At 64.2% G+C, this 12,430-nt stretch carries 10 protein-coding genes and 1 tRNA gene; 6 read left to right on the plus strand and 5 right to left on the minus strand.

The window, feature by feature from the left end; genetic code table 11:
- Window positions 1-93: 93 nt before the first annotated feature.
- The 3 genes from IAE34_RS24070 to bkdR all read right to left on the minus strand — a co-directional run bounded on the left by IAE34_RS24070 (window position 94) and on the right by bkdR (window position 3,495).
- Window positions 94-1,437, minus strand: a complete 1,344-nt coding sequence (locus tag IAE34_RS24070; RefSeq protein WP_200141462.1) for an MFS transporter — start codon at window positions 1,435-1,437, stop codon at window positions 94-96.
- A gap of 126 nt (window positions 1,438-1,563) precedes the next feature.
- Window positions 1,564-2,805: a glutamine synthetase family protein gene (locus IAE34_RS24075; RefSeq protein ID WP_200141471.1), complete on the minus strand. Its 1,242-nt coding sequence runs from the start codon at window positions 2,803-2,805 to the stop codon at window positions 1,564-1,566.
- 204 nt (window positions 2,806-3,009) lie between these two features.
- Window positions 3,010-3,495, minus strand: coding sequence for a Bkd operon transcriptional regulator BkdR (bkdR, locus tag IAE34_RS24080; RefSeq protein WP_200141463.1), 486 nt, complete (start codon window positions 3,493-3,495; stop codon window positions 3,010-3,012).
- Between the two features lie 197 nt (window positions 3,496-3,692).
- Between bkdR and IAE34_RS24085 the strand changes: the two genes are divergently transcribed.
- From IAE34_RS24085 to IAE34_RS24105, 5 genes are all read left to right on the plus strand, one after another.
- Window positions 3,693-4,925, plus strand: coding sequence for a 3-methyl-2-oxobutanoate dehydrogenase (2-methylpropanoyl-transferring) subunit alpha (locus IAE34_RS24085; protein ID WP_200141464.1), 1,233 nt, complete (start codon window positions 3,693-3,695; stop codon window positions 4,923-4,925).
- Window position 4,926: 1 nt separating this feature from the next.
- Window positions 4,927-5,985: an alpha-ketoacid dehydrogenase subunit beta gene (locus IAE34_RS24090; protein ID WP_200141465.1), complete on the plus strand. Its 1,059-nt coding sequence runs from the start codon at window positions 4,927-4,929 to the stop codon at window positions 5,983-5,985.
- Window positions 5,986-7,260, plus strand: a complete 1,275-nt coding sequence (locus IAE34_RS24095) for a dihydrolipoamide acetyltransferase family protein (RefSeq protein ID WP_200141466.1) — start codon at window positions 5,986-5,988, stop codon at window positions 7,258-7,260.
- 2 nt (window positions 7,261-7,262) lie between these two features.
- Entirely contained in the window at window positions 7,263-8,642 is a 1,380-nt protein-coding gene (gene lpdA, locus IAE34_RS24100; protein ID WP_200141467.1) for a dihydrolipoyl dehydrogenase, read from the plus strand.
- Window positions 8,643-8,908: 266 nt separating this feature from the next.
- Complete coding sequence (locus IAE34_RS24105) at window positions 8,909-9,472, plus strand: hypothetical protein (protein WP_200141468.1); 564 nt, start codon at window positions 8,909-8,911, stop codon at window positions 9,470-9,472.
- Window positions 9,473-9,550: 78 nt separating this feature from the next.
- On the opposite strand, the gene IAE34_RS24110 is transcribed toward IAE34_RS24105, so the two are convergent.
- A tRNA-Arg gene (locus IAE34_RS24110) sits at window positions 9,551-9,622 on the minus strand.
- A 597-nt stretch (window positions 9,623-10,219) separates the two neighbouring features.
- On the opposite strand from IAE34_RS24110, the gene IAE34_RS24115 reads away from it, so the two are divergent.
- Window positions 10,220-10,546 carry an Arc family DNA-binding protein gene (locus IAE34_RS24115; RefSeq protein WP_200141469.1) on the plus strand — a complete coding sequence of 109 codons (327 nt, stop codon included), beginning with the start codon at window positions 10,220-10,222 and terminating at the stop codon, window positions 10,544-10,546.
- A 63-nt stretch (window positions 10,547-10,609) separates the two neighbouring features.
- Here the strand turns inward: IAE34_RS24115 and mgtE are convergent, their stop codons facing one another.
- Window positions 10,610-12,052, minus strand: a complete 1,443-nt coding sequence (mgtE, locus tag IAE34_RS24120; protein ID WP_200141470.1) for a magnesium transporter — start codon at window positions 12,050-12,052, stop codon at window positions 10,610-10,612.
- Between the last annotated feature and the right edge of the window lie 378 nt (window positions 12,053-12,430).

Raw genomic sequence — 12,430 nt, forward strand, 5'->3', positions numbered from 1 at the left:
CCGCCGTTCACAAAACCCCATACACGTCCGGGCCGCCGGCCCCCCCGCCCCCCCGTGACTCGCCCTCGCCTTCCCTTCAATCGCTTGCCGCGCTCAGCCCGACTTGTCCAGCGGCGCTTGCGAGACCTCCGGGGTGGCCGGCTGCTCGCCTTCGGCGTTTTCCGTGTCCTCGGCGGCTACCGGCGCTTGCATCACGTCCTGCACCGTCTGCTCGTCCACCCGTGGATCGAGTGCGGCCGATAGCGGCGAGCCAGCGGCCGGCATGGCGACGTGGCCCAGCGGTGCATCCTGCACCTGGTGCAGGCCGGTGACCGCCTTGGGCCGGATCCGCCACACCAATACCAGTGCGAAGAAGACGAAGAAGGCGTAGAGCATCTGCGCGCCCAGCACCTTCATCAGCACCCCGGCCACCAAGGGCCCGATGCTCGCGCCTACGCCGTAGGTCACCAGCAGCATCGCGGTCAACGACACCCGACGCTCGCTTTCCACATGGTCGTTGGAAAAAGCCACGGCCAGCGGATACAGGCAGAACTGCAGCAAAGACACGATGAAGCCCATGGCGAACAGCAGCTCCAGCGGCACGCTGGGCAAGATGGCCAACGGCAGCGCGGCCACCGCCAGGCCAACCGAGATGCTGCGGATCAGCAAAGCGCGGTCATAGCGGTCCGACAGCCAGCCCAACGGCCACTGCACCACCAGGCCGGCGAAAATGCAGCAGCCCATGAACAGACCGACCTGCTCGGTGCTCAGGCCCTGGCGCGCCGCGTACAGCGGTGCCAGGCCATAGAAGGCACCGACGATCAGCCCGGCCCCCAGCACCGTGCTCAACGACTGCGGTACCCGCCTGATGAAGAACTTGGGCTCCATGGGCGCCGGGCGCAAGGGCGCCGGGTGGATGCGCCGGGTCATGGCTACCGGCACCAGGCACAGAGCGAAGCACATGGCGACCAGCATCAGCAGCTCAGGCCCCAATGCCGGATGCACCACCAGGATCAGCTGACCCAGTACCAGCCCGAGGTAGGAAGCGATCATGTAGCCGCTGAACACCGCGCCGCGCTGCTTGGCGTCGGCCTGCTCGTTGAGCCAGCTTTCCAGAACCATGTACTGGCACATCATGCCCAGGCCGACGATGACCCGCAGGCCGATCCAGGCCGGCACATAGTTGGTCATGCCGTGCCCGAGCACCGCCGCCCCAACGATACCGGCGCAGGTGGCGTAGGCGCGGATATGCCCCACCCGGGCGATCAGCCGGTGACCGACCTTGCCGCCCAGGGCCAGACCGAAGTAGTTGGCCGCCATCAGCGCACCCACCCACAGGCTGTCGACCTGATCGGCCGCCAGGCGCAGGGCCAGGTAGGTACTGAGCAGGCCTGAACCGATCAGCATCATCAGCGCGGCGAAATACAACGAACGAAAGGACTTCCAGATCTGGCGCATGCGACCCCGCGGGCTCCTTGGGCAGGTGTGAGGATGCTGGCTAGCATAAGGTGTGTACACGCTGGGCGAACCGCCGGGGTTCGAAAAAAACCGGCGGCGGCGCGCCTGGCGCATACCGTGTCGCGATCAGGCCTGTGCGGCCAGCACGCGTCGCTCCCAGGGCGTGATCTCGTCGAGGAAATCCGCCAGTTCCAGACGCTTGGTGGCGACGTAACCTTCGATGAACGCCTCGCCGAACAGTTCCCGCGCCAAGGTGCTGCGGTGCAAGCGCTCGATCCCGGCATGCAGGGTGCAAGGCAGGCGCAGATGCTCGGGAACGACGAGTTCACCCTGCACCGCTGCGCTGGGTTGCAACTGGTGCTGCACCCCATGCAGGCCGGCCGCCAGGCTCGCAGCCAAAGCCAGGTAAGGGTTGCAGTCGGCACCCGGCAGGCGGTTCTCCACACGGCGCGCCACCGGCGCACTGGGCGGAATGCGCAACCCTGCGGCGCGGTTGTCGTGTGACCAGCAGGCGTTGTTCGGTGATGCATAGGGGTGGCAGAAGCGCTGGTAGGCGTTCACGTTGAGGGCCAGCAGCGCCGTGAAGTCGCCCATGCAGGCCTGCAGGCCGCCGATGAAATGATGAAAACGCGCCGAAGCCTCGCCCCGGTCGTCGCTGAACACGTTGCGGCCACTGTCCAGTTCCACCAGGCTCTGGTGAATGTGCATCGAGCTGCCCGGCGTACGCGCCAGAGGCTTGGCCATGCACACCACGCTCAGCCCATGCTTTAGGCCCACTTCTTTAAGCAGGTGCTTGAACAGGAACGTCTGGTCGGCCAGCAGCAGTGGATCGCCGTGCAGCAGGTTGATCTCGAACTGGCTGACGCCCATCTCGTGCATGAAGGTATCGCGCGGCAGGCCCAGGGCGTGCATGCAGCGATACACCTCACTGAAGAACGAACGCAGGCCGTTGTTGGAACTGACGCTGAAGGCCGAATGACCCAGCTCGCGACGCCCGTCCAGACCCAGCGGGGGCATGAACGGCTGGCCGGGGTCGGGGTTGGCGGCGAACACGAAGAATTCCAGCTCGGTCGCCACCACGGGTTTCAGGCCGATGTCCGCATAGCGCGCGATCACCGCCTTGAGCTGGCCGCGAGTGGACAGCGGCGATGGCGAACCGTCGAGCTCGAGCGCATCGCAGATCGCCAGCGCGCGCGGACTGTCGCTCCAGGGCAGCACGTGGGTCTGGGCGGGATCGGCCAACAGCGCCAGGTCACCGTCATCACTGCCATAGAACTGCGCAGGCGGATAACCGCCCATGATGCATTGCAGCAGCACCCCACGCGCCATCTGCAGGCGCCGGCCCTGGCAAAAGCCCTCGCCGGTCATGACCTTGCCGCGCGGTACACCGTTCAGGTCAGGGGTGACGCATTCGATTTCGTCGATACCGGTCAGGCGCTCGGCCATCGAGCGCGGGCCTTCGGTCGTCATCACGCAAATCCTTGTCGTTCTGGCTGGCCGCAAGCGGCGACCGTACAACATAGGCCCAGGCTATCGGGAAGATCAAGCACCCGGGCGGGTCGGCACCTGCGCTCATTCACGCAGGGTCAGGCCATTGCTCGGCAATGGCAGGGCCGTCTTGTAGCGCACCTGCTTGAGGGCGAAGCTGGAGCGGATATTCGCCACGCCGGGTAGCCGGGTGAGGTAGTCGAGAAAGCGCTCCAGCGCCTGGATGCTGGGCAACAGCACGCGTAGCAGGTAATCCGGGTCGCCCGTCATCAGGTAGCACTCCATCACCTCGGGGCGCTCGGCGATCTCTTCCTCGAAACGGTGCAACGACTGCTCCACCTGTTTCTCAAGGCTCACGTGGATGAACACGTTGACGTCCAGGCCAAGCACCTCGGGCGACAGCAGGGTCACTTGCTGGCGAATGACGCCCTGCTCTTCCATGGCCTTGACCCGGTTGAAGCAGGGCGTCGGAGACAGGTTCACGGAGCGCGCCAGTTCGGCATTGGTGATCCGGGCATTCTCTTGGAGGCTGTTGAGAATGCCGATATCCGTGCGATCGAGTTTTCGCATGAGACAAATTCACCTGATTCTTGTGGTTGTGCGGAATCTTTATCTGCGCGTCACGGCAAAGGCAATCAACTTCAGAGAAATATTCTCTGCGCCAGGCTCTAAGATGTAATCAGCGCTGACCTGCCAGTCACGAGCCGGCACTGCGCAGCGACCGCTTCAAAGCTCACAAAAACAATACCCGAGCGAGCGTAGACAGCATGAACCAGTACGCCCCCCTGCGTCTGCACGTCCCCGAGCCTACAGGCCGGCCAGGCTGCCAGACCGACTTTTCCTACCTGCGCCTGAACGATGCCGGCCAGGTGCGCAAACCGCCCATCGATGTCGAACCCGCCGAGACGGCCGACCTGTCCGGCAGCCTGATCCGCGTGCTCGACGAGCAGGGCGACGCCCTCGGCCCCTGGGCCGCCGACATCGACCCGCAGGTGCTGCGCCAAGGCCTGCGCAGCATGCTCAAGACCCGTCTGTTCGACGGCCGCATGGTCGTGGCCCAGCGTCAGAAGAAGATGTCCTTCTACATGCAGAGCCTGGGCGAGGAAGCCATCGGCAGCGGTCAGGCCCTGGCCTTGAATCGCAGCGACATGTGCTTTCCCACCTACCGCCAGCAGAGCATCCTCATGGCCCGCGACGTGTCGTTGGTGGACATGATCTGCCAACTGCTGTCCAACGAACGCGATCCGCTCAAGGGCCGCCAGTTGCCGATCATGTATTCGGTGCGCGACGCCGGCTTCTTCACCATCAGCGGCAACCTGGCCACCCAGTTCGTGCAGGCCGTGGGCTGGGCCATGGCCTCGGCGATCAAGGGCGACAGCAAGATCGCCTCGGCCTGGATCGGCGACGGCGCCACCGCCGAATCCGATTTCCACACCGCCCTCACCTTCGCCCACGTCTACCGTGCCCCGGTGATCCTCAACGTGGTCAACAACCAGTGGGCCATCTCCACCTTCCAGGCCATCGCCGGGGGCGAGTCGACCACCTTCGCCGGCCGTGGCGTGGGCTGCGGGATCGCTTCGCTGCGGGTCGACGGCAATGACTTCATCGCCGTCTACGCCGCCTCGCGCTGGGCGGCCGAACGCGCCCGCCGCGGCCTGGGCCCGACGCTCATCGAATGGGTGACCTACCGCGCCGGCCCTCATTCCACCTCGGACGATCCGTCCAAGTACCGCCCCGCCGACGACTGGAGCCACTTCCCGCTGGGCGACCCGATCGCCAGGCTCAAGCAGCACCTGGTCAAGACCGGGCACTGGTCCGAGCAGGAGCACGAAGCCGTGACCGCCGAACTGGAAGCCGAGGTGGTGAAGGCGCAGAAGGAGGCCGAGCAGTTCGGCACGCTCGCCAATGGCCACATTCCCAGCGCGGCCTCGATGTTCGAGGACGTGTACAAGGACATGCCCGATCACCTGCGCCGTCAGCGCCAGGAACTGGGGGTTTGAGATGAACGATCACAATACTGGCATCGACCTGGAAAGCGCCATGACCACCAGTACCCTGACCATGATCCAGGCCCTGCGCTCGGCCATGGACATCATGCTCGAACGCGACGAAGACGTGGTCATCTACGGGCAGGACGTCGGTTACTTCGGCGGTGTGTTCCGCTGCACCGAGGGGCTGCAACGCAAATACGGCACCTCGCGCGTGTTCGATGCACCGATCTCGGAAAGCGGCATCGTCGGCACCGCGGTAGGCATGGGCGCCTACGGCTTGCGGCCGGTGGTGGAAATCCAGTTCGCCGACTACTTCTATCCCGCCTCCGACCAGATCGTTTCGGAAATGGCGCGCCTGCGCTACCGCTCGGCCGGCGAATTCATCTCCCCCCTGACCCTGCGCATGCCCTGTGGGGGCGGGATCTATGGCGGCCAGACCCACAGCCAGAGCCCCGAGGCGATGTTCACCCAGGTCTGTGGCCTGCGCACGGTGATGCCGTCCAACCCCTATGATGCCAAGGGCCTGCTGATCGCTTCGATCGAGTGCGACGACCCGGTGATCTTCCTGGAACCCAAGCGCCTGTACAACGGCCCCTTCGACGGCCACCACGACCGGCCGGTGACGCCCTGGGCCAAGCACCCGCAAAGCGCCGTGCCGGATGGCTACTACCAGGTGCCGCTGGACAAAGCCGCCATCGTGCGTCCCGGTGACGACGTCACAGTCATCACCTATGGCACCACCGTGTACGTGGCCCAGGTGGCCGCCGAGGAGAGCGGCGTCGATGCCGAAGTCATCGACCTGCGCAGCCTCTGGCCGCTGGACCTGGACACCCTGGTGGCCTCGGTGAAGAAGACCGGCCGCTGCGTGATCGTCCACGAAGCCACGCGCACCTGCGGCTTCGGCGCCGAATTGGTGGCGCTGGTCCAGGAGCATTGCTTCCACCACCTGGAAGCGCCGATCGAGCGTGTCACCGGTTGGGACACGCCCTACCCCCACGCGCAGGAATGGGCCTACTTCCCCGGCCCCGTGCGGGTTGGCGCGGCATTGAAAAAGGTCATGGAGGTCTGAATGGGCACGCACGTCATCAAGATGCCGGACATCGGCGAAGGGATAGCCCAGGTCGAGCTGGTGGAGTGGTTCGTCAAGGTGGGCGATACGGTCGGCGAAGACCAGGTGGTGGCCGATGTCATGACCGACAAGGCCACGGTGGAGATCCCCTCCCCCGTCAGCGGCAAGGTGCTCGCCCTGGGGGGCCAGCCCGGTGAAGTCATGGCGGTGGGCAGCGAGCTGATCCGTATCGAAGTCGAAGGCCACGGTAATCATGTCGAACCCTCCCAGGCCAGCCCCGTAGGGTCACAGGCCGGTGCGCAGCCCCTACAGGCTCAGGCAGAACCCGTACCGCAGTCGGAAAAGCCTGCGCAACCTGCAGCGGTACGGGTGGCCGAGCCGAACGTGCCGCGTGAGGTACAGGACAAGCCGCTGGCCTCGCCGGCAGTGCGCAAGCGCGCCCTGGATGCCGGTGTCGAACTGCGCTACGTCCACGGCAGCGGCCCTGCCGGGCGCATTCTGCACGAGGATCTCGACGCCTTCATCAGCAAGCCGCAGAGCACCGTCGGCCAGGCGCCTGGCGGTTACGCCAAGCGCACCGACAGCGAGCAGGTGCCGGTGATCGGCCTGCGCCGCAAGATCGCCCAGCGCATGCAGGACGCCAAGCGCCGGGTCGCGCACTTCAGCTACGTCGAGGAAATCGACGTCACCGCACTCGAGGCGCTGCGCCAGCACCTTAACGCCACGCATGGCCAAAGCCGCGGCAAGCTCACTCTCCTGCCGTTCCTGGTCCGCGCAATGGTCGTGGCGCTTCGTGACTTCCCGCAGATCAACGCCACCTACGATGACGAAGCCCAGGTGATCACCCGTCACGGCGCCGTGCACGTGGGCATCGCCACCCAAGGCGACAACGGCCTGATGGTGCCAGTGCTGCGCCACGCCGAGGCCGGCAGCCTGTGGAGCAACGCCAGCGAGATCGCCCGTGTCGCCCAGGCCGCGCGCAACAACAAGGCCAGCCGTGAGGAGCTTTCGGGCTCGACCATCACCCTGACCAGCCTCGGCGCCTTGGGCGGTATCGTCAGCACGCCGGTGGTCAACACCCCGGAAGTGGCGATCGTCGGCGTCAACCGCATGGTCGAGCGGCCCGTGGTGCTCGACGGCCAGATCGTGGTCCGCAAGATGATGAACCTGTCCAGCTCGTTCGACCACCGAGTGGTCGATGGTATGGACGCCGCCCTGTTCATCCAGGCCGTGCGCGGCCTGCTGGAACAACCCGCCTGCCTGTTCGTGGAGTGAGCATGCAACAGATCCTCGATACCACCTTGCTGATCATCGGCGGTGGCCCCGGCGGCTACGTGGCCGCGATCCGTGCTGGGCAACTGGGCATCCCGACCGTGCTGGTCGAAGGCCAGGCACTGGGCGGCACCTGCCTGAACATCGGCTGCATTCCGTCCAAGGCGCTGATCCATGTGGCCGAGCAGTTCCACCAGACCTGCCGGTACGCGGGCGACTCGGCACTGGGCATCAGCGTTTCGGCGCCGCACCTGGACATCACCCGCAGCGTCGCATGGAAGGACGGCATCGTCGATCGACTCACCAGCGGTGTCGCCGCCCTGCTGAGAAAGCACGGCGTGAAGGTGATTCACGGTTGGGCGAAGATCCTCGACGGCAAGCACGTCGAGGTCGACGGCCAACGCATCCGGTGCGAGCACCTGCTGCTGGCGACCGGCTCGAGCAGCGTCGAGCTGCCGATGCTGCCCCTGGGCGGGCCAGTGATTTCCTCCACCGAGGCCCTGGCCCCGAAAAGCCTGCCGCAGCATCTGGTGGTGGTGGGCGGTGGCTATATCGGCCTGGAGCTGGGCATCGCCTACCGCAAGCTCGGCGCCCGGGTGAGCGTGGTGGAAGCGCGCGAGCGCATCCTGCCGACCTATGACGCCGAACTCACCGCCCCTGTGGCCGAGTCGCTGAAGAAGCTGGGGATCGCCGTGCACCTGGGGTACAGCGTCGAAGGCTATGAAGATGGCAACCTCCAGGCGCGCGACCGTGCTGGCGAGCCACTGCGCCTGGAGGCTGACCAGGTGCTGGTTGCCGTTGGCCGCCGACCACGCACGCAGGGCTTCGGCCTGGAGAGCCTCGGCCTGGAAATGAAAGGCGGGGCGATTGCCATCGATCTGCGCTGCCAGACCAGCATGCGCAATGTCTGGGCCATTGGCGATGTGGCAGGAGAACCGATGCTCGCGCACCGGGCCATGGCCCAGGGCGAGATGGTCGCCGAGCTGATCGCGGGCCACCGCCGCCGCTTCACGCCTGCCGCAATCGCCGCTGTCTGCTTCACCGACCCGGAAGTGGTGGTCGCCGGCATGACGCCGGAACAGGCCAGTGCCGAAGGCCTGGACTGCATCGTGGCGCAGTTTCCCTTCGCGGCCAACGGGCGGGCCATGAGCCTGGAATCGAACACGGGCTTCGTCCGGGTGGTGGCCCGGCGCGACAACCACCTCATCCTTGGCTGGCAGGCGGTCGGGGTGGCAGTTTCCGAGCTGTCCACGGCCTTCGCCCAATCGCTGGAGATGGCCGCGCGCCTGGAAGATATCGCAGGCACCATCCACGCCCACCCGACCCTGGGTGAAGCGGTCCAGGAAGCGGCGCTGCGCGCACTGGGGCATGCCTTGCATCTCTGATTGCCCGTGAAGCGGCTCAGGCCGTGTCGACCCGCAGCGCCCAAGGTGCTGTGGGGCTTGTATCACCTGGCCACGGCACAGGCCTGGCTTCGCGCCCGTTTGCCGATACCGGCAAACGGCTTCCCCCTGCTGGCAATGCATTGCCCCGGCCATCGACCTGCTGCGGCCACAACCCTTGTCGATCCAGGCTCGAGCGCTCTGGCACAGATTTTGCCATAGGTCTTGCCATTAGTCCTGAGCGATCAACCATCCAACGAGGGAAACTCATGATGATCAGCCTCAACGGGCTTGGCTTGCAGACTGCGGTGCAGCAGCCAGGCCGGGCCAACCCTGATACCGGACAAGCCGATTTCATGCCGCAGCGCCAGGTGATCGCTACTCCCAACGCCAGCGCCCAGCAGAACGATCAGGGCAGTACCGCGCAGCAGGACGCCGAAGACGCCCGCCAGGAAGCTTTCGCCAAGCTCAAGGTTGCGCTGCAGAACCCGGACATCGCCGCACGCGAACAGGCGAGCGCTGCGAAACAGACGTCCAACGATGCCCAGGAGGCGTTCCACGACTTCATGTCCAAGTCGCCGGCAGAGAAGATCAAAGAGAAGATCCTGCAGGAACTAGGCATGACGGATGAGGACTACAACGCCCTGCCACCTGAGAAGAAACAGAAGATCGACGACCAGATCGCCCAGCGCATGAAAGAGGACGTCGAGCTCAAGACCCAGGCCAAGCTGGAGCAACAGGCCGAACGCGCGGCCGGGAATGCCGGCAAGGTGAGCGAGGCTGGCGAAAACGGCAAGCAGCGAGAAGAGAAGAAAGAGACGCAGGCCGTCTGAAGGTTGCGGTCGCGATGGCCGTTGCAATGACGGTCATCGTGAAGCCTCTGAGCAGGAAGGATGCAAAACGTGAAAATGTGTCCCCTGCTGGAATCGAACCAGCATCTAACCCTTAGGAGGGGCTTGTTCTATCCGTTGAACTAAGGGGACATCACGGCCCGCATTCTACGCAAATTCAGTGGTTTGGAGAAGCCGACGACGTCTGAATGCTGTGCAGGCGCGCTGCATGGTACCCATCCTGTACGAGTTTGTCATGCGTTGGCGCGAGCCAGCCACTGGCACAGCGAAAGCCCACTCTCCGGCGGAGCCCTCAGACCAGTTGCATATTAATGGCATCGCTCAGGGAATTATTTTCAGGACGGCGGTCCAAACGTCATCGTCAGGCTGTGACGCCCGCTCGCAAGCGACAACTGACGGACCATGGGGCCCCGCTGCCGACGTGGATGGGGCTGCCCAAGCGCCTGGTTCGACGGTAGCCGAACGTGAATCCGACGATTTCATCGAGCGCCGCGTTGTAAAGACTTTTCAAACCAGTACTCATTTCTGACAATTGGTACTGGCAAAAAGCCTTTACCCACATCACTATTTGTCACAGGATTGACGCCAAAGAAACGGCGACCTTGAGGCAAGATGAGCACCCTGAATCACGCAACGGTTGAACATTTTGTCTTTGCCACGGTCGTAGCCACAACCGTGCGGCCAATCTTACAACCGCTTCCCTGAACCCGAACTAACCGGTCAATTAATATGCGCCCAATGAAACAGGCTATCTATTCCAGCCGCACCGCTGACAAGTTCGTCGTCCGCCTGCCCGACGGAATGCGTGAGCGCATTGCCGAAGTCGCACGCAACCACCACCGCAGCATGAACTCCGAGATCATCGCCCGCCTCGAGCAGAGCCTCATCCAGGAAGGCGCACTGGGCGACGAGCTGAGCATGCGCATGGACAGCCCGGAGCTGTCGCTTCACGAGCGCGAGCTGCTGCAACGCTTCCGTCAGCTCACCCATCGCCAGCAGAACGCGCTGGTCGCGCTCATCGCCCACGATGTGGAAATGGCTGCCGACGCCTCCTGAGGTTTGCAACGCCCATGAAAAAGCCAGCGCAAGCTGGCTTTTTTCGTTCTGCCGGCCCTGCCGTTACAGCAGGAAGAGCGTGGCAAGACCGAGGAAGATGAAGAAGCCACCGCTGTCGGTCACGGCGGTGATCATCACGCTGGACCCCATTGCCGGGTCGCGCCCCAGGCGCGCCAGGGTCATGGGGATCAATACGCCCATCAAGGCCGCCAGCAACAGATTCAGGGTCATGGCCGCCGTCATCACCACACCCAGCGACCAGCTGCCGTAGAGCATGAAGGCCACGACGCCGATCACCCCGCCCCAGATGAGTCCGTTGAGCAGCGATACGGCCAGTTCCTTGCGCATCAGGCGCCGAGTGTTGCCCGGAGAGACCTGATCCAGCGCCATGGCACGCACGATCATGGTGATGGTCTGGTTGCCCGAGTTACCGCCGATACCGGCGACGATCGGCATCAGTGCGGCCAGCGCCACCAGCTTCTCGATCGAACCCTCGAACAGGCCGATCACCCGCGAGGCGACGAACGCCGTGATCAGGTTGATCGCCAGCCACGCCCAACGGTTGCGCAGCGAGCGCCAGACCGAGGCGAAGATGTCTTCCTCTTCGCGCAAGCCGGCCATGTTGAGCACTTCGCTTTCACTCTCCTCACGGATCAGGTCGACCATTTCGTCGATGGTCAGACGGCCGATGAGGCGTCCGTTCTTGTCCACCACAGGGGTGGAGATCAAGTCGTAGCGTTCGAAGGCCTGAGCGGCGTCGTAGGCATCTTCCTCGGGCGTGAAGCTGACCGGGTCGGTCGCCATGACCTCCGCCACCTTCTTGTCCGGGTCGTTGACCAGCAGACGCTTAATCGGCAACACACCCTTGAGGATGCCACCATGGTCGACCACGAAGAGTTTGTCGGTGTGGCTGGGCAGCTCCTTGAGCCGACGCAGGTAGCGCAGCACCACTTCCAGGCTGACGTCTTCGCGGATGGTGACCATCTCGAAGTCCATCAGCGCACCGACCTGCTCCTCGTCGTAGCTCAGCGCCGAACGCACACGCTCCCGCTGCTGCGCATCCAAGCTTTCCATCAACTCGTGGACGACATCTCGCGGCAGCTCGGGCGCCAGGTCGGCGAGCTCGTCGGCGTCCATTTCCTTGGCGGCCGCCAGCAACTCGTGGTCGTCCATGTCGGCGATCAAGGTCTGGCGAACGGCGTCGGACACTTCGAGCAGGATGTCGCCATCGCGATCCGAGCGCACCAGTTGCCAGACCGTCAGACGGTCTTCCAGGGGTAGCGCTTCGAGGATGTAGGCGATGTCGGCAGGGTGCAGGTCATCGAGCTTGCGTTGCAGCTCGACCAGATTCTGGCGGTGGACGAGACTTTCCACCAGGTCGTTGTGCTGACCTTCCTGGCGATGGGTCAGGTCTTCGACCAACCGCTGGCGCTGCAGCAGCTCGATCACCTGAGCGAGGCGATCCTGCAGGCTTTCCTGAACTTTCTTTACTTCGACTTCGGTCATAGGCGAACTCCACTCCCAGCAGTGGACACGCCGGGGGAATCAATCGGTCAGATCTGGCTTGAAAAAATGCGGTAAGAAGTAACTACTGGGTAAGTCCATGGTGGTATTCCACAAGCCCCGGCGGAGCTGACGGGCGCAATCATACACTGCTCGAGCACGCTGATCGCCTAATTTTTTGGCTGCGACAATCGTTTGCGCACTAAAGCTGTGACAACACGCGAAGCCTACAGTGCGACGGCGTCAGCACCTGAAACATCACATCGAGGATGACGCGATTGCAAATGACAGACATGAAAAAGCCCGCTCTATAAGCGGGCTCTTCAAGGTGTGGCGGACTCAGGAGGATTCGAACCTCCGACCGCTCGGTTCGTAGCCGAG

This window comes from Pseudomonas sp. S30 (genome assembly GCF_016518545.1).
Classification (GTDB): domain Bacteria; phylum Pseudomonadota; class Gammaproteobacteria; order Pseudomonadales; family Pseudomonadaceae; genus Aquipseudomonas.